Annotated in this window: 18 protein-coding genes; 7 read left to right on the top strand and 11 right to left on the bottom strand. The window is 61.5% G+C overall.

Annotated elements, in window-relative coordinates; genetic code table 11:
* Window positions 1-81 precede the first annotated feature (81 nt).
* On the bottom strand, window positions 82-2,688 hold the full coding sequence (gene leuS, locus ACS4NR_RS17980; protein ID WP_166497261.1) for a leucine--tRNA ligase: 2,607 nt from the start codon (window positions 2,686-2,688) through the stop codon (window positions 82-84).
* Between the two features lie 256 nt (window positions 2,689-2,944).
* On the opposite strand from leuS, the gene ACS4NR_RS17975 reads away from it, so the two are divergent.
* Together ACS4NR_RS17975 and ACS4NR_RS17970 are read left to right on the top strand one after the other, a co-directional pair.
* Complete coding sequence (locus ACS4NR_RS17975) at window positions 2,945-3,268, top strand: hypothetical protein (RefSeq protein ID WP_456018002.1); 324 nt, start codon at window positions 2,945-2,947, stop codon at window positions 3,266-3,268.
* A 105-nt stretch (window positions 3,269-3,373) separates the two neighbouring features.
* Entirely contained in the window at window positions 3,374-4,135 is a 762-nt protein-coding gene (locus tag ACS4NR_RS17970) for a YdcF family protein (protein ID WP_456018001.1), read from the top strand.
* Between the two features lie 87 nt (window positions 4,136-4,222).
* On the opposite strand, the gene lnt is transcribed toward ACS4NR_RS17970, so the two are convergent.
* The 5 genes from lnt to miaB form a co-directional block, all read right to left on the bottom strand.
* Window positions 4,223-5,746, bottom strand: coding sequence for an apolipoprotein N-acyltransferase (gene lnt, locus ACS4NR_RS17965; protein WP_456020398.1), 1,524 nt, complete (start codon window positions 5,744-5,746; stop codon window positions 4,223-4,225).
* Window positions 5,747-6,023: 277 nt separating this feature from the next.
* Complete coding sequence (locus ACS4NR_RS17960; RefSeq protein ID WP_027612886.1) at window positions 6,024-6,863, bottom strand: HlyC/CorC family transporter; 840 nt, start codon at window positions 6,861-6,863, stop codon at window positions 6,024-6,026.
* A 5-nt stretch (window positions 6,864-6,868) separates the two neighbouring features.
* Window positions 6,869-7,363: an rRNA maturation RNase YbeY gene (gene ybeY / locus ACS4NR_RS17955; RefSeq protein WP_095139206.1), complete on the bottom strand. Its 495-nt coding sequence runs from the start codon at window positions 7,361-7,363 to the stop codon at window positions 6,869-6,871.
* Window positions 7,356-8,354, bottom strand: coding sequence for a PhoH family protein (locus tag ACS4NR_RS17950; protein WP_095139208.1), 999 nt, complete (start codon window positions 8,352-8,354; stop codon window positions 7,356-7,358). Before ACS4NR_RS17950 ends, ybeY begins: the two co-directional genes overlap by 8 nt.
* A 250-nt stretch (window positions 8,355-8,604) precedes the next feature.
* On the bottom strand, window positions 8,605-9,933 hold the full coding sequence (miaB, locus tag ACS4NR_RS17945) for a tRNA (N6-isopentenyl adenosine(37)-C2)-methylthiotransferase MiaB (protein ID WP_456018000.1): 1,329 nt from the start codon (window positions 9,931-9,933) through the stop codon (window positions 8,605-8,607).
* Between the two features lie 132 nt (window positions 9,934-10,065).
* Between miaB and ACS4NR_RS17940 the strand changes: the two genes are divergently transcribed.
* A complete protein-coding gene (locus tag ACS4NR_RS17940; protein WP_003185742.1) occupies window positions 10,066-10,395 on the top strand; it encodes a DUF1820 family protein in 330 nt (109 codons plus the stop codon).
* 108 nt (window positions 10,396-10,503) lie between these two features.
* Here the strand turns inward: ACS4NR_RS17940 and ACS4NR_RS17935 are convergent, their stop codons facing one another.
* From ACS4NR_RS17935 to ACS4NR_RS17920, 4 genes are all read right to left on the bottom strand, one after another.
* Complete coding sequence (locus ACS4NR_RS17935; RefSeq protein WP_456017999.1) at window positions 10,504-11,058, bottom strand: tetratricopeptide repeat protein; 555 nt, start codon at window positions 11,056-11,058, stop codon at window positions 10,504-10,506.
* A 225-nt stretch (window positions 11,059-11,283) separates the two neighbouring features.
* Window positions 11,284-12,567 carry a glutamate-1-semialdehyde 2,1-aminomutase gene (gene hemL / locus ACS4NR_RS17930; protein WP_456017998.1) on the bottom strand — a complete coding sequence of 428 codons (1,284 nt, stop codon included), beginning with the start codon at window positions 12,565-12,567 and terminating at the stop codon, window positions 11,284-11,286.
* Window positions 12,568-12,582: 15 nt separating this feature from the next.
* The gene (gene thiE, locus ACS4NR_RS17925; protein WP_095139211.1) at window positions 12,583-13,206 is read right to left on the bottom strand and encodes a thiamine phosphate synthase; all 624 of its coding nucleotides are present in this window, start codon (window positions 13,204-13,206) and stop codon (window positions 12,583-12,585) included.
* Window positions 13,207-13,224: 18 nt separating this feature from the next.
* Complete coding sequence (locus ACS4NR_RS17920) at window positions 13,225-14,022, bottom strand: hydroxymethylpyrimidine/phosphomethylpyrimidine kinase (protein WP_007960553.1); 798 nt, start codon at window positions 14,020-14,022, stop codon at window positions 13,225-13,227.
* Between the two features lie 441 nt (window positions 14,023-14,463).
* On the opposite strand from ACS4NR_RS17920, the gene ACS4NR_RS17915 reads away from it, so the two are divergent.
* The 4 genes from ACS4NR_RS17915 (at window position 14,464) to ACS4NR_RS17900 (ending at window position 20,956) form a co-directional block, all read left to right on the top strand.
* Window positions 14,464-16,818: a hybrid sensor histidine kinase/response regulator gene (locus ACS4NR_RS17915; protein ID WP_456017997.1), complete on the top strand. Its 2,355-nt coding sequence runs from the start codon at window positions 14,464-14,466 to the stop codon at window positions 16,816-16,818.
* 97 nt (window positions 16,819-16,915) lie between these two features.
* Entirely contained in the window at window positions 16,916-18,565 is a 1,650-nt protein-coding gene (locus ACS4NR_RS17910) for an acyl-CoA dehydrogenase family protein (RefSeq protein WP_456017996.1), read from the top strand.
* A 183-nt stretch (window positions 18,566-18,748) separates the two neighbouring features.
* Window positions 18,749-20,248 (top strand): AMP nucleosidase, encoded by a 1,500-nt coding sequence (gene amn / locus ACS4NR_RS17905; protein ID WP_177440024.1) that lies wholly within the window; start codon window positions 18,749-18,751, stop codon window positions 20,246-20,248.
* Between the two features lie 72 nt (window positions 20,249-20,320).
* Window positions 20,321-20,956, top strand: coding sequence for a pseudouridine synthase (locus tag ACS4NR_RS17900; protein WP_456017995.1), 636 nt, complete (start codon window positions 20,321-20,323; stop codon window positions 20,954-20,956).
* Here ACS4NR_RS17900 and ACS4NR_RS17895 read toward each other — a convergent pair.
* Window positions 20,951-21,160, bottom strand: a complete 210-nt coding sequence (locus ACS4NR_RS17895; RefSeq protein ID WP_003228500.1) for a DUF2788 domain-containing protein — start codon at window positions 21,158-21,160, stop codon at window positions 20,951-20,953. The two genes, ACS4NR_RS17900 and ACS4NR_RS17895, sit on opposite strands and share 6 nt — an antisense overlap.
* Window positions 21,161-21,419: the final 259 nt, after the last annotated feature.

The following is a 21,419-nucleotide window of genomic DNA, read 5'->3' as shown; positions in this document are numbered from 1 at the left end:
CTCCCCTTGAAACCATGTGGGCCGACCCTGCGGCCCGAAAGGTTTTACAGTGCGTCAGGCGAACCTGACGCCCAATCCAATTTAGCTGGCGACGATGTTGACCAGTTTCCCCGGTACAACGATCACTTTGCGAATGGTCAGACCGTCGACGAAACGCAGCACGTTTTCGTTGGCACGGGCCGCCGCTTCGACTTCTTCGCGGGTGGCGCTGGCCGGCATTTCGATCTGGCCACGCAGCTTGCCGTTCACTTGAATGACCAGTTGCAGGCTGTCCTGTACCAGTGCGCTTTCATCGACCGCAGGCCAGCCGGCATCGATCACCGGGTCAGCGTGGCCCAGTTGATTCCACAGCTCATGGCTGATGTGCGGCGTGATCGGAGCCAGCAGCAAGGTCACGGCTTCCAGACCTTCGTGAACCAGCGCGCGATCCTGTTCGGTGCCTTGCGCGGCTTTTTCCAGCACGTTCATCAGCGTCATCACCTGAGCGATGGCGGTGTTGAATTTGTGGTTCTGGCCGACGTCATGGCTGGCCTGTTTGATGGCCAGGTGGATGGCGCGGCGCACGGCTTTCTGCTCGTCGTTCAGGCCGGCGACGTCCAGCTTGCCCGGCAGGCCCTGGGTGACGTGGGCCTGCGCCAGACGCCAGACGCGCTTGAGGAAGCGGTGCGAGCCTTCAACGCCGGAGTCCGACCATTCGGCGCTCATGTCAGGCGGCGAAGCGAACATCATGAACAGGCGGCAGGTGTCGGCGCCGAACTGGTCGATCATCGACTGTGGGTCGACGCCGTTGTTCTTGGACTTGGCCATTTTCTCGGTGCCACCGATTTCCACCGGCAGGCCGTCGGATTTCAGTTTGGCGCTGATGACCTTGGCTTTGCTGTCACGCTCCAGTTCCACGTCCGCCGGGTTGAACCAGGTGTAGGCACCATTGGCTTCGCGACGATAGTAAGTCTCGGCGATTACCATGCCCTGGGTCAGCAGGTTCTTGAACGGCTCGTTGGAACTGACCAGACCTTCGTCACGCATCAGCTTGTGGAAGAAGCGCGCGTACAGCAGGTGAAGAATGGCGTGTTCGATACCGCCGATGTACTGATCCACCGGCAACCAGTGGTCGGCCGCGGATTTTTCCACCAGGCCACCTTCAAAGTGCGGCGAGGCGTAACGGGCGTAGTACCACGAGGACTCGACGAAGGTGTCCATGGTGTCGGTTTCACGCTTGGCAGGCTGGCCGCATTTCGGGCAGCTGCATTCGTAAAACTCAGGCATGCGCGCCAACGGCGAACCGGCGCCGTCCGGCACCACGTCTTCCGGGAGAACTACCGGCAACTGGTCTTCCGGCACCGGCACGTCACCGCAGGTGGCGCAGTGGATGATCGGGATCGGGCAGCCCCAGTAGCGCTGACGGCTGATGCCCCAGTCGCGCAGGCGGAACTGGGTGCGCGAGGCGCCGAGGTTTTTCTTGATCAGGGCGACTTCCATGGCGTCGAACGCGCCGGTGAAGTCCAGGCCGTCGAACTCGCCGGAGTTGATCAGCGTGCCGTGCTCGCCGTAGGCGTCTTGCCACGGAGCCGGGTTGGTGTCACCGGAGCTGGTGCGCACCACCGATTTGACCGGCAGGTTGTACTTGTGGGCGAATTCGAAGTCGCGCTCGTCGTGCGCCGGTACCGCCATCACGGCGCCGTCGCCGTAGTGCATCAACACGTAGTTGGCGACCCATACCGGGAGTTTCTCACCGGTCAGCGGGTGCTCGACGAACAGGCCGGTCGGCAGGCCTTTTTTCTCTTGAGTGGCGACGTCGGCTTCAGCCACGCTGCCGCCCTTGCATTCAGCGATGAACGCTTGCAGCTCAGGGTTGTTCTGCGCGGCCTGGGTGGCCAGCGGGTGCTCGGCAGCCACGGCAACGTAGGTCGCGCCCATCAGGGTGTCCGGACGGGTGGTGAAGACCTTGAGGGTGCCGGCTTCGCCGATCGAGTCGACGTTGTACGGGAACTGCACTTCCATACCGCGGGATTTGCCGATCCAGTTGCGCTGCATGGTCTTGACCTGTTCCGGCCAGCCAGTCAGTTCGTCGAGGCTCTCCAGCAGCTCATCCGCGTAAGCGGTGATCTTGAAGTAGTACATCGGGATTTCGCGCTTTTCGATCAGCGCGCCGGAACGCCAGCCGCGACCGTCGATCACCTGTTCGTTGGCCAGAACAGTCTGGTCGACCGGGTCCCAGTTCACGGTACCGTTCTTGCGGTAGATCACGCCTTTTTCGAACAGGCGAGTGAACAGCCATTGTTCCCAGCGGTAGTAATCCGGTTTGCAGGTGGTCACTTCACGGGACCAGTCCACCGCCAGGCCCAGGCTGCGCAGCTGGGACTTCATGTAGGCGATGTTTTCGTAGGTCCACTTGGCGGGCGCCACGTTGTTCTTCATCGCGGCGTTTTCCGCCGGCATGCCGAACGCGTCCCAACCCATTGGTTGCAGAACGTTCTTGCCTTGCATGCGCTGGTAGCGGGAGATCACGTCGCCGATGGTGTAGTTGCGCACGTGCCCCATGTGTAGCTTGCCGCTGGGGTAAGGGAACATCGACAGGCAGTAGTAAGTTTCCTTGCCTGGCTGTTCACTGACTTCAAAGGACTTTTGCTCGTCCCAGAACGACTGGGCGGCGGCTTCGATTTCACGGGGCTGATATTGTTCGTGCATGGCTACTTTTGTACTGGATAGGGGTGGCCTAATCCTCTTCAACGCGCCCTCCGGGGGATGCTCCGGACAGGCTGGAAGTGGAATGACAGGAAGCGCCGTAGCATACATGACCGCGCTTGGCCTAGGGAAACCCTGATTACAGCTGTCTGGCCCCGGAAAACCTTGGCGAGGGCCGTTGGTCGCGGCGTTCAGCCGGTTTGTGCAGCGAAGCTAAGCTCTTATTGGGGAGTGAGTCTTATCTTCAATGAGGTGAGGGATGGTGGAGCAACGGCAAAAAAACGTGACGAAACCCGAGTTGTACGAACGGTTGATGGATCGTCTGGGCATGGCCCTCGACGCTGCCAAAACCGCTGGCCGGCTGCGCGACGAGCGCCCCGTGGAACTGGAATTGCGTGGCTTGAGCCCCGCCGAGTTCAAACTGGTCAAGGCCTATCTGGATCGCAGTGAGCGTGAATCGCATGGATACCTGTCGCAGGCAGTGAAACAGCTCGATGCAGGACATTCAGCCAAGGTCATCTGGCTCAAGGACAAGGCGCCCGGCAGAGACGCCGTCAAGGTTCGTTCTGTGCAGGCCAAGTAAACGCATGGCAGGTCAAATAACGGATCTTTTCCAACAGGATCCTACCTATCGGTTGTAACGTTTCATTAACACTCTTAGGCTTCGGGCATCTCTGGAGATGCCCCGATGCCTTTTCGTTATTTCATCAAACAACTGCTCTTGCCGCCCGGCATTCTTCTACTGCTGTTGCTGGTCGCCTGGTGGCTGCGTCGTTCCCGGCCACGGCTGGCCGGCCTGTGTTTTGCCCTTGGCTTGGGTGGTTTCTGGTTGATGAGCCTGCCGGTGGTGGTGCAGTGGGGCGCCAAGGCGCTGGAGCGTGAGCCGCCGCTGCCCCGTGACGCGTGGTCGATGTTGGCGCAGCGCGCCGATGCGATTGTGGTGCTGGGTTCCGGGCGTGAGCGCGGCGATCTGGCCTGGGGCGAGGATCAGCCAACTGGCGTGGGGCTGGAGCGTCAGCGCTATGCGGCGCGATTGGCCAAGGCCTCCGGGCTGCCGATTCTGACCAGTGGTGGCCTGCATTACGGCACGCCGCCGACCGAGGCGAAGCTGATGGCCGATTCGCTGCGCGATGATTTCGGCGTGACCACGCGCTGGCAGGAAGGCGAGAGCCGTACCACTTGGGAAAACGCCAAATTCAGCGCCGACCTCTTGTTGCCGCAAGGCATCAAGCGCGTCGTGGTGGTGACGCAGGCCTGGCACATGCCGCGCGCCGTGTGGTGTTTCCAGCAGGCAGGATTCGAAGTGGTGCCGGCGCCCGTCGGGTTTCTCGGGACCGATAATGCGCGCCCGTTTGGTGGCTGGCTGCCGGAGTTCAAGTCGATCTGGCAGAGCGGGCAATTGCTCAACGAGGCGGTGGGACAGGTGGGGTATTCGCTTTTTTACCGCTGAAGATCAAAAGATCGCAGCCTGCGGCAGCTCCTACAGGGAAAACACAAATCCCCATGTAGGAGCTGCCGCAGGCTGCGATCTTTTGCTTTAAAGGGTTTTCGACATCCGGCTCGCCATCAGCGCCCAGCCAAACAGCAGCACACAGAGGATGATCAGCGGCCACGAACGCCATTGCAGGTACGGCGTCAGGTTGTGCATCGGCACCACTTCGCCATACAGAATGCCCTGTTCGAACTGCGGAATCTGCTCGGTGATCTGCCCGAACGGGTTGATCAGCCCAGTCACGCCGTTGTTCGTAGCACGGATCATCCAGCGGCCGGCCTCAAGCGCGCGCATCTGCGCCATTTGCAGGTGTTGCAGCGGGCCGATCGAGGTGCCGAACCAGGTGTCGTTGCTGATCGTCAGCAGCAGATCGCTGCGGGCTGACAGGCCAGCGGCGAATTCCGGGTACACCACTTCATAGCAGATGAACGGCGCAATCTGATAACCCTTGGCTTGCAGCAGCGGCTGATCCGCCGGGCCGCGAGCGAAGTCGGACATCGGCAAGTCAAAGAATGCGATCAAGCCGCGCAGCAGATCCTGCAGCGGCACGTACTCACCGAACGGCACCAGTTTCTGCTTGAGGTAGGTGCCATCGCCTTCGCCGACCACGGTAATGCCGTTGAAGAAGCGTTTTTCGTGGCGAACCGTTTCGCGGATCGGCACCCCGGTGATCAGCGCCGATTTACGCTCGGCGGCGAAGTTGCCCATCATGTTCAGGTAGCCCTCGGCGGACTCCTTGAGCACCGGTACTGCGGTTTCCGGCCAGATCAGCAGGTCCACCGGTTTTGAGCGGAAACTCAGGTCGCGATAGAGCGCCAGTTGCGCGTTAAGCTGCGCCGGATCCCATTTCATGCTTTGTTCGACGTTGCCCTGAATCGCAGCGACGCTCAGTGCCGGACCGGACGGACTGGTCCAGGCGTGGCCCTTGAGCGCAATACCCGCCACCCACGGCCCGACCAGCAGCAGCAAACCGGCCGCGATAAAGCCTTTACGACCGGTTTGCAGCAGGCGCGGTGCGTTGTAGATCAGCGCCGCAGTCAGCGCCAGAACGAACGACACCAGCCACATGCCGCCCACCGGCGCGAGCCCGGCCAATGGGCCGTCGAGCTGGCTGTAGCCGGAGTAGAGCCACGGAAAACCAGTGAGGAACCAGCCACGAAACGCTTCCTGGCCGACCCACAGTGCGGCAAACGCCAGCGCATCGGCCAGCGGTGCTTCATTTCGGCGCAACCAGCGTGCCCAGACCCAGGCGGGCAGGGCGAAGAAAAACGCGATCGCTGCGGTGAACAGCAGCATCAGGAACCCGGCCAGCAGCACCGACGCGCCACCGAAATGGTGGATGCTGTAGTAAATCCAGCTGGTACCGGCGCCGAACAGGCCGAAACCGAAGCACCAGCCACGGCCCAGTGCCTGACGCGGTTTCAGCTCGCGCAGGCCGGCGTAGAACAGGCTGACCGCGAGCAAAGCCAGCGGCCAGATGTTGAACGGGGCGAGGGCGAAGGTGGTGATTGCACCGGCCGCCACGGCCAGCAGGTTACCGGGCCAGCCGGGGCGGGTTGTCCAGCGCAGGGGGTATGTCATCAGCTATTTCCTGTATCGCGCCGGGTCTGCTGTTACGCAGGGCAAGGCGCGAGGAGTGAAGTTTGGTTTTTCAAATGAACGACGAGCAACGCAGCCCTGCGTAACAGCAGGCCCGGCCCTCCGGGTTACGCCTGAAAGCGGACCATGCTGCGTTGCAGTCCTTGGAAAGGGAATGCCATTCCCTGCGGACTGCGCCTTGCCTGGCCCGCTTTCAGGCGCAACGCGATGCAGGAAATAGCTGATGACATACCCCAATCCTTAATGATTACCGGGCGATGGGTGTCAGTCGCAGCAAATGAATCCGACGGCTGTCGGCGTTCAGGATGCGGAAACGATAGGCGCCGATTTCAGTGATTTCGTTGCGTTTTGGCAAGTGCCCGAACGCGCTCATCACCAGACCGCCGACGGTGTCGAATTCGTCGTCGGAGAATTCGCTGTCGAAAAACTCGTTGAAGTTCTCGATAGGTGTCAGGGCCTTGATCAGGAAGTCCCCGCTGGGCAGCGGCTTGATGTAGCTGTCTTCTTCGACGTCGTGCTCGTCTTCGATGTCGCCGACGATCTGTTCCAGCACGTCTTCAATTGTCACCAGCCCGGCGACGCCGCCGTATTCGTCGATGACGATGGCCATGTGGTTGTGGTTGGCGCGGAATTCACGCAGCAACACGTTCAGACGCTTGGACTCCGGCACGAAAGTGGCCGGGCGCAGCAGGTCCTTGATGTTGAAGCTGTCGCCGTTCTCCTTGAGGATCAGCGGCAGCAGATCCTTGGCCAGCAGCACGCCCATCACGTCGTCATGGCTTTCACCGATGACCGGATAGCGCGAGTGCGCCGAGTCGACCACGGCCGGGAGGAATTCACGGGGTGTCTGGTTCGCCTTGATGCTGATCATCTGCGAACGCGGCACCATGATGTCGCGTACTTGCAGGTCAGCCACCTGAATGGCGCCTTCGACGATGGCCAGCGCTTCGCTGTCCAACAGTTTGTTCTGATGTGCATCACGCAGCAGCTCAAGCAGCTCCTGACGGTTCTTCGGCTCGTGGGCAAAAGCCTGGGTCAGTTTACCCAGCCATGACTTCTGCCCGTTGCTCGATCGATCTTCGCTCATAGCGATTACTCTGAATCCTTTGTTGTAACGATAGGGGAGGTTTCGGGTTCGTCGTCCGCGTACGGATCGGGGTAGCCCAGTTCGGCAAGCAACTCGCGTTCCAGTGCTTCCATTTCTTCGGCTTCGTCGTCATCTATATGGTCGTAACCGAGCAGATGCAAGCAGCCGTGAATGACTAGATGTGCCCAATGGGCCTGGAGTTCCTTGCCTTGTTCGGCAGCTTCGCGCTCGACCACCGCTACGCAGATCACCAGATCGCCGAGCAGCGGGATGTCGAGAAACTCGTCCGGGACTTCGGCCGGGAACGACAGGACGTTGGTCGCGTAATCCTTGTGGCGCCAGGTGTGATTCAGCTCACGACCTTCTTCCTCGTCAACCAGACGGATGGTCATTTCCGAGTCGGCGCTGCGCTGGCGCAGGGCCAGTTCGCACCATTTGCGGAAGTCGGCTTCACTCGGGGCATTCGCTTCGGTAGCGATTTGCAGATCCAGCTCAAGCATCGCGCGAGGTTTCCTTGGCGGCTTCGGCACGGGTCTCGAAGCGCTCGTAGGCCTCGACGATCCGCTGCACCAACGGGTGACGCACGACGTCTTTGGGCTGGAAGTGCGTGAAGCTGATGCCAGGAACGTCCTTGAGCACTTCGATCACGTGGTGCAGCCCGGACTTGGTGCCGCGCGGCAGGTCGACCTGGGTGATGTCGCCAGTGATGACGGCGGTGGAGCCGAAGCCGATCCGGGTCAGGAACATCTTCATCTGCTCGACGGTGGTGTTCTGGCTTTCGTCGAGAATGATGAAGCTGTTGTTCAGCGTACGACCGCGCATGTAGGCCAGCGGCGCGACTTCGATCACCTGGCGCTCGATCAGCTTGGCCACGTATTCGAAGCCGAGCATTTCGTAGAGGGCGTCGTACAGCGGGCGCAGGTACGGGTCGATCTTCTGGGCGAGGTCGCCGGGCAGGAAGCCGAGCTTTTCACCGGCTTCAACCGCCGGACGCACCAGCAGGATGCGGCGGATCTGCTCGCGCTCCAGGGCATCGACGGCGCAAGCCACGGCCAGATAGGTCTTGCCGGTACCGGCCGGACCAATGCCGAAGTTGATGTCGTTGCCGAGGATTTCCTTCACGTAGCGCAGTTGATTCAGGCCGCGTGGGCGAATCATGCCTTTCTTGGTGCGCAGGGCGACGGAGGCTTCGGCGGGGGCGTGGTTGTCCAGCTCGACCACAGCCGACTCCTGGAGGAACAGGTGCACCATGTCCGGCGACAGCTCGGTACCCTTGGTTTCGCGGTACAGGCGGCGCAGCAGGTTTTCCGCAGACGTGGTGTGCTTGGGGTCGCCGATCAGTTCGAACTGGTTTCCGCGGTTGCGGATCTCGATGGCCAGGCGCTGTTCGATCAAGCGCAGATGCTCGTCGAATTGCCCGCACAGATTGGCGAAGCGGCGAGCCTCAAAGGGCTCGAGGATAAAACGATGTGGTTCTATGGGTGCGTTCAAGGTCGTATTTAGCCGCCCTGGGGCAATTAAGATGAAATCAAGGATAACGCCAGTGGCGTGGGTGCGAAAGCTCTTAAAACGGTCTCACTGGATTACTGTGGCGAGGGAGCTTGCTCCCGCTGGAGTGCGAAGCGCTCCCAACTCCTCCAGCCTTGATCATTCAGGATGATCGAGGTGTCTGGTTTGCGGCTGCTTCGCAACCGAGCGGGAGCAAGCTCCCTCGCCACAGAGGCACTTTGACGCCTTACGTTTACTGCACCAGCGAGCCGCGCAGCGAGTGCGGTTGCGCCGCGTCGATGTGCACGTCGGCGAACTGGCCGATCAGGGTCGGATTATCGCAGCGGAAGTTGACGATACGATTATTCTCGGTACGCCCTTGCAGCTCGCCCGGGTCTTTCTTCGAGTAGTCGGTGACCAGAATGCGCTGGATCGAGCCGACCATTTGTCGGCTGATCTCGAACCCTTGCTGATTCAAACGATGCTGCAGGACGTTCAAGCGTTCTTTCTTCAGCTCTTCCGGGGTGTCGTCGGCCAGATCGGCCGCCGGGGTGCCCGGGCGCTGGCTGTAGACGAACGAGTAGGAGAAGTCGAAACCGACGTCGGCAATCAGCTTCATGGTCTGTTCGAAGTCTTTCTCGGTCTCGCCCGGGAAGCCGACGATGAAGTCCGAACTGATGCAGATCCCCGGTACCGCAGCGCGCAGTTTGCGCAGCTTGGATTTGTACTCCAGCGTGGTGTGGTTGCGCTTCATCGCCGCGAGGATCCGGTCGGAACCCGACTGCACCGGCAAGTGCAGGTGTTTGACCAGCTCCGGCACTTCGGCGTGGGCCTGGATCAGGCTGTCGGAGAACTCCAACGGGTGCGAAGTGGTGTAGCGAATGCGGTCGATGCCATCGACGGCGGCGACCACGCGGATCAGCTCGGCCAGATCGGCCAGACGACCGTCATGAGTCGTACCGCGATAACCGTTGACGTTCTGCCCGAGCAAGGTCACTTCACGCACGCCGTTTTCGGCGAGGTGGATGATCTCGGCGATTACGTCATCGAACGGCCGGCTGACTTCTTCACCACGGGTGTAAGGCACCACGCAGAACGTGCAGTACTTGCTGCAGCCTTCCATCACCGACACGTAGGCGCTCGGGCCGTCGATGCGCGGCTCGGGCAAGTGGTCGAATTTTTCGATTTCCGGGAACGAGACGTCGACCTGCGGCAACTTGCTGCTGCGCGCGGCGTCGATCATTTCCGGCAGGCGGTGCAGGGTCTGCGGGCCGAAGACCACGTCGACATACGGGGCGCGATCACGGATCGCCGCGCCTTCCTGACTGGCGACGCAACCGCCGACGGCGATCACCATGTCCGGGTTGGCCAGCTTCAGTTCGCGCCAGCGGCCCAACTGTGAGTACACCCGGTCCTGTGCACGTTCGCGGATCGAGCAGGTGTTGAGCAGAATCACGTCGGCGTCTTCTGCACGGGCGGTGACTTCCAGGGCCTGATGTTCGCCCAGCAGATCGACCATGCGCGAGCTGTCGTACTCGTTCATCTGGCAACCGTGGGTTTCGATGTAAAGCTTCTTGGCCATGGATTTTGGTCGTCACGTGATTCAAAGAACCGCGCATTATAGGGAACAAGCCCTCAGGTTCCTACCGCTGTGCGTCCGGTGGCTATGCTATAGTTTGCGCCCTCATTTTTATCCCCGATGTTATCCCCCGCCATGACCAAACGCGAAGCTCCAATCTATAAGGTGATTTTCCTCAACCAGGGCCAGGTGTTCGAAATGTACGCCAAGCAGATCTATCAAAGTGATCTGTGGGGTTTTCTGGAAGTGGAAGAGTTCGTCTTTGGCGAGCGCACGCAAGTGGTGGTCGATCCGAGCGAAGAGAAGCTCAAGGCGCAGTTCGAAGGCGTGGTGCGCAGCTTCGTGCCGATGCATTCGATCGTGCGCATCGACGAGGTGGAACGTCTGGGCACCCCGAAAATCAGCGAAGCCCGTGGCGCGGTCGGCAATGTGATGCCGTTTCCGATGCCGATGCCTGAGAAGTAGGGCTCAGAACCGCGTCGCCCCCTTCGCGAGCAGGCTCGCTCCCACAGGGATCACCTGCACACTGAAGATCACCTGTAGGAGTGAGCCTGCTCGCGATGGGGCCAGAAATCAGGGAAGCGGCGAAAACGGCGTACGCCCATCGGCGCTCTGCAGTTCCATCAGGTATTTACGGAAAATTTGCCCGAGCACCTGGGTCGCTGTTTCGAGGTCTTCGCGGGACATTTTTTCGGAGACTTCGTCGGCGGTGTCCAGCGCATCTTCGGCGCCGTTGACCGCGGCCATCTTCAGCACGATGTACGCCTGAATGTTGTTGGCCTGGACGCCTTCACCGTGGAAGAACATGGTACCGAGCTTGAACTGCGCCTGAGCGTGGCCTTGCAACGAGGCCTTTTCGAAATAGCTCAGGGCTTGATTGAGATCGCGTGGCGCATTCTTGCCGCCGTAGTAGAACTCACCCAACTCGTATTGCGCTTGCGCATCCCCTTCGTCCGCCGCTTTCTGGCAGGCGGCCAGTGCCTGCGTGACGTCTTGCGGCTGAGTGTTGAGGGTGCAACGACCCATCGCCGGGATCAACAACGAGTTGCCGCCTGCTTGTGCATGCGCGAGCAGGGGCTGAAGGAGCAACAGGCAGCCCAAGGCAAGGGTGCGGCCGGTGCGGTTCATGGGAATCGACTTACCTCTGAAGGGCACGCGGACCCATCGAGGGATCCAATAAGCGCGCATTATGAAATAAGCAGGGCCAACCTTACAAAGTCTTTACTCGTTTTTCTGCTGCGCGGGGAATTTATCGGCCACTTTCTGCTGGATTTTTAGCAGAGGCGTGGGAAAAACGGCGTGAGTCTAGGTGAAAGCTGACGCTGGCCATGGCCAACGTCAGCGGTACGGCGATTACTTCAGTGCAGCAAAGGCGCGCTCGGCAGCGTCCAGGGTGATTTTCAGCTCGGCTTCGCCGTGGGCGATCGAGGTGAAACCGGCTTCGAATGCGCTCGGCGCCAGGTACACGCCACCTTCGAGCATCAGGTGGAAGAAGCGACCGAACAGCGCAGCGTCGCTGGCCATCACGTCTTCAAAGGTGACGATGTCGTCGGCACCGCTGAAGTACAGGCCGAACATGCCACCCGCTTGCGTGGTCACGAACGGAATGCCCGCCGCATCGGCGCGTTGTTGCAGGCCGTCGAGCAGGCGCGTGGTGTAGTCGGTCAGCTCGGCGTGGAACCCTGGACGGCTGATCAGGCGCAGCGTGGTCAGACCGGCGGCCATCGCCAGCGGGTTACCCGACAGGGTGCCGGCCTGGTATACCGGACCCAGCGGCGCGATGCGCTCCATGATTTCACGCTTGCCGCCGAAGCAGCCGACCGGCATGCCGCCGCCGATGATCTTGCCGAAGGTGGTCAGATCCGGGGTTACGCCGTAGTACGCCTGGGCACCGCCGAGAGCGACGCGGAAACCGGTCATCACTTCGTCGAAAATCAGCACCACGCCATGCTTGTCGCACAGCGAACGCAGGCCTTCGAGGAAACCTGGTGCCGGCGGCACGCAGTTCATGTTGCCAGCGACTGGCTCGACGATGATGCAGGCGACGTCCTGACCGACTTCAGCCAGCATCTTCTCCACGGCGTCGATGTCGTTGAACGGCAGGGTCAGGGTGTGTTTGGCGAACGCTGCCGGTACACCGGCGGAGCTTGGTACACCCTGGGTCAGCGCGCCGGAACCGGCCTTGACCAGCAGGCTGTCGGAGTGACCGTGGTAGCAGCCTTCGAACTTGATGATGCTGTCACGACCGGTGTAGCCACGGGCCAGACGAATCGCACTCATGGTCGCTTCGGTGCCGGAGCTGACCATGCGCACCATGTCCATCGACGGCACCAGCGAGCAGACCAGATCGGCCATCTCGGTTTCCATCGCGGTCGGCGCGCCGTAGGACAGGCCGTGTTGCAGTTGATTGCGCACCGCGTCGAGCACGTCCGGGTGGCTGTGGCCGAGAATCATCGGACCCCACGAACCGACGTAATCCACATAACGCTTGTCGTCTTCGTCAGTGACGTAGGCGCCTTCGGCATGCTTGAAGAACAGCGGCGTGCCGCCCACGCTCTTGAACGCGCGAACCGGCGAGTTGACGCCACCGGGAATGTGTTTCTGGGCATTGGCAAACAGGGTTTCGGAACGAGACATGTTCGGGCTCTCAAATCAGATTTTCAGAAGTTCGTTGAAGGCGCGGGCGCGGCGGGTCACTTCGGCGGTGCTTTCGGCACCGAACAAGCCGTGGACCACCGCCAGCAGGTCGACCCCGTGGGCCACCAGCGGCGCGGCGTTGTCGAGGGTGATGCCGCCAATCGCGCAAACCGGCAGATGCAGCTTGCGTTTGGCCTCGTCGAGCAGATCGAGGCTGCAGCTTGGCGCGCCGGGTTTGGTGCTGGAATTGAAGAAGCGACCGAAGGCGACATAACTCGCGCCTTCTTTGGCGGCCTGTTCAGCCAGTTCGAGTTGCGCGTGGCAGGTCGAACCGATGATGGCTTTGGAGCCGAGCAGGGCGCGGGTCGGCGACAGCGGGCCGTCGGTCTGCCCTAGGTGCACGCCGACGTTGAGGCGCGCAGCCAGTTCGGCGTCATCGTTGATGATCAGTTGCGTCTTGTAGCGCTCGCACAGATTGCGCAGGGCTTCGGCCTCGCGCAGACGGCGGGCCTCGTCGCTGCTTTTGTCGCGGTATTGCAGCAGGGTGACGCCGCCTTCCAGCGCCGCCTCCACGTACGACAGAAACTTGCCCGCCAGCAATTGGCTGTCGGTGATGGCGTACAGGCCACGTAGTTTCATCAGGCAGACCTCAAGACGTTACGAGCAAAAATCCAGCGGCAGGCGACGCGGCACGAACTGGCCTTTGCCCAGTTGTTCGGCATCGCGCAGGGTGCGCCAGGTGTAATCCAGTGCCGTACGCACGGCGCTGGCGAGGTTTTCACCCTGGGCCAGCCGACCGGCGAGGGCGCTGGCCAATGTGCAGCCGGAACCGTGGTAACTGCCCGGCAAACGCTGGCAATAGAAGGTTTCACGCAGGCCGTCACGGCTGTACAGGCGATTGTGGATTTCAGTTTCGTCGCCATGGCCGCCGGTGATCAGCAGGTTTTTGACGAACGGCAGGAGTTTTTCCGCGCACTCGTCCGCAGTGCCTTCGGGCAGTTCGGCGAGAATCCGCGCTTCGGGAAGGTTGGGGGTGGCAATGATCGACAGCGGCAGCAGACGCTCGCGCATCGCATAGCCGACCTCGTCCTTGCCCAGACGTCCGCCGCCGCCGGCACGCAGCACCGGGTCGCAGACCACCGGCAGATGCGGGTGCGCGGAAAGCAGTTCGACCACGGTGTCGACCATTTCCAGCGAACCGAGCATGCCCAGTTTGACCGCTGCGACTTCGGAGTCGTTGAGCACGGCATTGGCTTGCGCCAGCACCCACTCACGGTCGAGGACGCGGAAGTCAGTGACGTTGACGGTGTCTTGCACGGTCAGGGCGGTGACGGCCGGAGCCGCATGGCAACCCTGCGCGAGCAGAGCTTCGATATCTGCCTGCAAGCCGGCGCCACCACTGGGGTCGTGGCCGGAGAGACAGAGGACAACGGGGCGGGAGCTGTAGATATTCATGGTGCGCGAGCTTACCACCAAAGCTGATTTTCGGGTTCAGTCCTGACGGTGTTTGCGAGCAGATTGTCGGACAACACTGCAGCTACCATTGTGGCGAGGGAGCTTGCTCCCGCTGGGTTGCGAAGCAGCTCTCTGCATTTATTCAGGCACAGCGCATTTACAGGTTTCACGACTGCTGCGCAGCCGAGCGGGAGCAAGCTCCCTCGCCACAAAAGCGGATCGCAATGACTGAGTTGACCAACTCAACAGCTCTAGTCCGCCGCTTTGCTCTGAAACGCCCGTTCTAGAGCCTTTGTAGGAAAAATTTCGATGGTGCTCAATGGCCATCAACGGCTATGCTAGTCTGGATCCAAACCAATAACAGGTAATACCGGTTTTACGTCTACTCAAAGGGAATGGGGGGCTTCCTGACACAACCGGACGAGCCACGCTGGGGCTTCAATGCGCTATTTGCTGATGTTGCTGTTCTGCTTGCCCCTCCTCGCAAGCGCCGTCGAGTTCGACGAAAATACCCAGAGCCTTCCCCTGGGCCGCTCCTTGCAAGTGTTCGAAGACCCGAGCGGTCAGGCGAACATCGCCGACGTTCGCGCTCAAGCGGCGGCGGGCAATTTCAAACCCCACGACAAAGCCACGCTCAATGCCGGTTACTCGCGCTCGGCGTTCTGGCTGAAGATCGACCTGCATTACCGTCCGAACAACCCGGCCGCGCAGCGCACCTGGCTGCTGGAGCTGGCATATCCGCCGCTCGATCACCTCGACCTTTATATGGCCGATGCCAATGGCGACTACCGGCTGATCCGGCAGACCGGCGACGCCTTGCCGTTCGCCAGCCGCGAGATCCGGCAGAACAATTACCTGTTCGACCTGACCTTCGCCCCTGATCAGCAAAAAACCGTGTACCTGCGCCTGGCCAGTGAAGGCTCGATCCAGGCTCCGGTGACGTTATGGTCGAGCACCGCCTACCTGGAAGATCAACCGGTGCGCCTGTATGTGCTGGGGATCATTTATGGCGTGCTGCTGGGGATGCTGGTCTACAACCTGTTCATTTACCTGAGCGTGCGCGACACCAGCTACCTCTATTACATCTTCTACATCGCCTCGTTCGGCCTTTATCAACTGTCGGTGAACGGCGCGGCGGTCGAGTATTTCTGGCCGGACAATCCGTGGTGGGCCAACGCCGCCACGCCGTTTTTCATCGGTTGCGCCGGGCTGTTCGGTAGCCAGTTCGCCCGCAGTTTCCTGCAGACCAGAATCCACAGCCGCTGGCTCGACTATCTGCTGATCGCTCTGATCGCGTTCGGCGCGCTGGTGGTCGGGCTGTCGCTGATGACCAGTTACGCATTGTCGCTGCGCCTGGCGACCTTGTTGGCGCTGGTGTTCACCGTGGTGATCTTCGCCGCCGGGATTCTCGCCTGGTGGCGTGGCCTGCGGGTGGCGCGTTATTTCATTATTGCCTGGTCGGCGTTCCTGCTCGGCGGCATCGTCAATACGCTGATGGTGCTGGGCCTGCTGCCGAACGTGTTCCTGACCATGTACGCCAGCCAGATCGGCTCGGCGATCGAAGTCGCGCTGCTGTCGCTGGCGCTGGCCGATCGCATCAACGCCATGCGCGAGCAACAGGCGCAAACCCTGTTCGATGCCGGGCAGAAACTCGAAGTGCTCAACCAGCAACTGGCCCACAGCAACAAGCTCAAGGATGAATTCCTCGCAACCCTGACCCATGAGTTGCGCACGCCGATGAACGGGGTGATCGGATCGCTGGAGCTGATGCAGACCGTCGAGCTGGAGCCTGAACTGGAGCAATACCAGCAAACCGCCGCCGGTTCCGCGCGGGACATGATGCGCATGGTCAACGGCATCCTCACCCTCACCGAACTGCAGGCCGGCAAGCTCAAGGCGACGCCGGGCAGTTTCAGCCTGCGCGCGGTGGTCGAGGCCTTGCGCGTGCAGTTCGACGGCAACGCGGCGAGCAAGTCGCTGGACTTCAAGGTCGAGGTGCTGCCGACCCTGCCGGATCGCTTGCACGGCGACAGCGCAAAACTGGCGCAGTGCCTGGAGTGCCTGCTGGACAACGCGATCAAGTTCACCCGGGTCGGCGGTCTGGCGCTGCGGGTCACTGGCAAACCGGCGACGGACAACCGCCTGGCGCTGTCGTTTGCGGTCATCGACACCGGCATCGGTTTCACCGATCTGGGCGAGGCGACGATGTATCAGCGCTTCTTCCAGCTCGACGGCTCGATGACCCGCGAATACGGCGGCCTGGGCGTGGGGCTGGCGATCTGTCGGCAACTGGTGGAACTGCTCGGCGGCAAGCTGACTCATCGCTCCCAGCCTGGCAGCGGCAGCCGTTTTCAACTGGATGTCGAGTTCGAGCTACCGCAGCTCGAAGCGGCGCCAACTCCGGAAGCGCTGCACGAGCGCAGCCGTGCACCGCAGGACTGCACGGTGTTGCTGGTGGATGACAACAGCGTCAACCAACTGGTGATGCGCGGCATGCTGCTCAAACTGGGGTTTCGCGTACGTACTGCGGACAACGGCGCGGCGGCGCTGGACTGTCTGCAACGGGAAACCTTCGATGCGGTGCTGATTGATTGCCAGTTGCCCAATCATGAAAGTGCGTCGTTGTGCTGCCAGATTCATACGTTGCCCGGCTGCGCCAATCTGCCGGTGTTCATGCTGGCGCTGGGCACGGATCGCGAGCACTGCGCGCCGGGTACACGCATCGATTACCTGAACAAACCGGTGAAATTCGAAGACCTGCAGACGGCGCTGGAGCGTCGGGTGCTCAGCGCGTAATAGGGTGAAAGCGCCGACAGTTCGGCGCATATGACACTTTGATCAGCCACGGGCCGGTGCTTAACTGAATCCCTTGGCTGACCAAAGGAGCCCCGTCATGAACCTGCATCAGTTCGCCGAAACCCACGAAGTCACCAACCAGCCACCGTCGCTGGACGGTGCCAACCTGTACCGCATCGACCTGCCATTGCAGGAGTGGTCGCGCCGCTTTGGCGCCGGGTGGGCCGAGTCGCGGATCGATGCCTACGGTGCGCTGGCCGGCGGGCCGTTGATGGAGGCCGGTTTCCTTGCCAATCAGAACAAACCGGTGTTCGTCAGCCATGACCGCTACGGCCATCGCATCGATCTGGTGGAATTCCATCCCGCTTATCACGAGCTGATGCGCACCGCGATCGAACATGGCCTGACTTCATTGCCATGGGCCCATCCGCAGGACGGCGCGCATGTCGCCCGCGCCTCGATGAGCTATCTGCATAGCCAGGCCGAGGCGGGCAGCGGTTGCCCGTTGACCATGACTTTCGCCAGCGTCCCGGCCATGCGCTTGCAGCCGGATCTGGCCGAACAGTGGTTGCCGAAAATCCTCGCCACCGAATACGACCCGCGCAACGTCGGCATGGCGCACAAGGCCGGCGTGACCATCGGCATGGCGATGACCGAGAAACAGGGCGGCACCGATGTGCGGGCCAACACCACCAAGGCCTATCCGGTGGGCGCCAGTGGCCCGGGGCAGGCCTATGAACTGGTCGGGCACAAGTGGTTCTGCTCGGCGCCGATGTGCGATGCGTTCCTGACGCTGGCGCAGACCGACAAGGGCCTGACCTGCTTCCTGTTGCCGCGCCATCGCCCGGACGATACGCGCAATCAGTTCTACATCCAGCGCCTGAAAAACAAACTCGGCAATCAGTCCAACGCTTCCAGCGAAGTTGAATTCCGTGGCGCGCTGGCGTGGATGGTCGGCGAAGAAGGGCGCGGTGTGCCGACCATCATCGAGATGGTGGCGATGACCCGTTTCGATTGCATGGTCGGTTCCAGCTCGCTGATGCGTCAGGCGCTGACCCAGGCCAGCCACCACTGCGCGCACCGCAAGGTCGGCGTCAAACTGCTCAGCGAACAGCCGTTGATGCAGAACGTGCTGGCCGATCTGGCGCTGGAAAGCGAGGCTGCACTGGCCCTGAGCCTGCGTATGGGCAAGGCGCTGGATCATCTGGATGATCGCCACGAAGCACAATTCGCCCGGCTGGTGACGGCGGTGGGCAAGTACTGGATCTGCAAACGCGCCCCCGGAATGATCAACGAAGCCGCCGAATGCATGGGCGGCGCCGGGTATGTCGAGGAGAGCATCCTGCCACGGCTGTATCGCGAGGCGCCGGTCAACTCGACGTGGGAAGGCTCGGGGAATGTGCAGTGCCTCGACGTGTTGCGCGCACTGTCGAAAGAACCGGGTGTGCTCGATGTGTTGTTCAGTGAGTTGGGCGACGGCCATGGCGACAAACGCCTGGCCGCGCATATCCAGCAGTTGCAGGCGCAGTTCAAGGACACCAGCGACATTCAGTATCGGGCGCGCCAACTCACCGAAGACATCGCGCTCGGTTTGCAGGCCAAGCTATTGCTGGAAGCCGGCAACTCGGCGGTCAGCGACGCGTTCATTGCCAGCCGCCTGAGCGGTGGCGGCCGCGTCTACGGCGCCTTGCCGCGTGGGCTGGACGTTGAAGCCATCGTCGCCCGCTCGACCCCCCAGGGTTTCTGACCCAACACAAATCCCTTTGTGGGAGCGGGCTTGCTCGCGAATGCGGTGTGTCAGTCAGTGGATAGGTCGACTGACACAGCGCATTCGCGAGCAAGCCCGCTCCCACAGGGGGATCTCCATTGACAGGGAGATTTGGGTACACCCACAACGCCACTGTTCCCGTGAGACCACGATGCAGGCAAGATGAAGCCCTGCAAGTCAGAACACAGGAAGCTGATCGTGACCGAAGCGTTTATTGTCGTTCAAACCGCCGAACAAGCCGTGGATCGTCTGGCCGAGCTGCATGAGCGGGCCACCACTGCGCTGAACTCGGCGCTCAAGCGTTACCTCAAGGATCGCGTCGAGCCTGACGCCGAACAGCGTGCTCTGTTTCGTTACCCCGAACTGCGTCTGACCTACCTGTGTCAGGGCGAAGTCCCGCAGACCACCCGCGCCTACGCCAAGGTGCAACTGCCGGGCACCTACAGCGTCACCGTCACCCACCCCAAGGCGTTCCGCAAATACCTGCTGGAACAGCTGGTGCCGTTGATGCATGACTTCACGGTGACCGTGGAAGTCGGTGTCAGCCAACAGAACATTCCGTACCCGTACGTAGTCGAGCAGGGTGATGAACTGGCCGGCTCCGGCGTCACCGCTGCGGTGCTGGCGCGGGTGTTTCCGAGTACCGACCTGTCCGCCGCCACCGATGGCATCGCCGACGGCCTCTACGATTGGGAAAACACTGATCCGCTGCCACTGGCGCTGTTCGACGCCGCACGGGTCGACTTCTCCCTGCGCCGTCTGGTGCACTACACCGGCAGCGACTGGCGCCATGTGCAGCCGTGGATTCTGCTGACCAACTACCACCGCTATGTCGACCAGTTCATCGTCCATGGCCTGGAGCAACTGCGCAACGACCCGCGTTTCGTGCGCATGGTCCTGCCGGGCAACGTGATCATCGAGAAGGGCATGGATCACGGTGAAGCCTCGGCGATTGCCGCTGGCGTGGTCTGGCACCGCTACCAGATGCCGGCCTATCACCTGATCGCCAATGACGGCCATGGCGTGACCCTGGTCAACATCGGCGTCGGCCCGTCCAACGCCAAGAACATCACCGACCACCTGGCGGTGCTGCGTCCGCATTGCTGGCTGATGATCGGTCACTGCGGCGGTCTGCGTCAGTCGCAGACCATCGGCGATTACGTGCTGGCCCACGCCTACATGCGTCGTGACGGGATTCTCGACCGCGTGGTGCCGCCGAACATTCCGATCCCGGCGCTGGCCGAAGTGCAACTGGCGCTGCAGCAAGCAGCCGCCAATATCACCGGCGAGAAGGGCGAAGAGCTGAAAAAACGTCTGCGCACCGGCACCGTGCTGACCTACGACGACCGTAACTGGGAACTGCGCTGGGCGCAGGAACGTCCGCTGATCAACCTGTCCCGCGCCGTGGCCGTGGACATGGAAAGCGGCACCATCGCTGCCCAGGGTTATCGCCTGCGGGTGCCTTACGGCACGTTGCTGTGCGTTTCGGACAAACCGCTGCACAGCGAAATCAAGCTGCCGGGTTCGGCCAACGCGTTCTACGAGCGTGCGGTCAGCCAGCACTTGAAGATCGGCATCGCGGCGGTGGATCTGCTGCGCACCGAACTCAACTCGTTGCATTCGCGCAAACTGCGCAGCTTCGACGAGCCGCCGTTCCGCTAACGGTTAGTCGTGGTCATTTGGCGGTCGGGGCACTAGCATTAGCAGCCCTGATCGCTAAATGTCTGTTCTCTTATGTCCCGTCCCCCGCGTCCACCTTCCCGCCGTCATGGCGCGAAGCCGTCCTCTTCAGCTCCACGTCGTGTCGCCAAGGCGCCGCCGGCCGAGCCGAAGCTGATCCTGTTCAACAAACCGTTCGATGTGTTGACGCAGTTCAGCGACGAAGGCGGGCGGGCAACGCTCAAGGATTTTATCGATTTGCCAGGCATCTATCCGGCCGGACGCCTTGATCGCGACAGCGAAGGTTTGCTGCTGCTGACCAACGACGGCCAGTTGCAGGCGCGGATTGCCGACCCGAAACACAAACTGGCAAAGACCTATTGGGTGCAGGTCGAAGGCGTGCCCACGGTCGAGCAATTGCAGCGTTTGCGTGATGGCGTCGAACTGAATGACGGCATGACCCTGCCCGCCGAGGCGCGGCAACTGGAGGAACCTGAACTGTGGCCACGCAATCCGCCGGTACGCTTTCGCAAAAGCGTGCCGACCCGTTGGCTGGAGTTGGTGATTCGTGAAGGGCGCAACCGTCAGGTGCGGCGGATGACCGCTGCGGTGGGGCTGCCGACGTTGCGGCTGGTGCGGGTGCGGATTGGCGACTGGACGCTCGAAGGGCTCGATCAGGGCCAATGGAAAGAAGTACCGGCGCGGTTATAGAGCGCCGGATTCGATCAGGCCGATCACCACACTCTTGATGATGAACGCGGCCACGCCCAGGCCCAGCACGAAGAACAGAATGAACGAGCCGAAACGCCCGGCCTTGGACTTCTTCGCCAGATCCCAGACGATGAAACCCATGAAAATGATCAGGATGCTGACCAGGCCAGTCATCATCCATTCTTCGAATACTGCTGGATCCATCGGGCATCTCCGGCGCGCACAGGGCTGAAAAAGGGCTGGGCGATTATACGCCGAGGGTGACGGAGGCCGCATTGATCTGCGTCGGTGTGCCGCATTTATGGGGTGCCTGTACCGGCCTCTTCGCGAGCAAGCCCGCTCCCACAGTGGAACTCGGTTGAACACAAATTGTGTGCTTGACGAAGCTCAACTGTGGGGTGCCTGTACCGGCCTCTTCGCGAGCAAGCTCGCTCCCACAGGGGATCTCGGTTGAACACAGATA

It is taken from the genome of Pseudomonas sp. JQ36, assembly GCF_053851495.1.
This window is presented reverse-complemented; position numbering and strand designations above follow the sequence as displayed.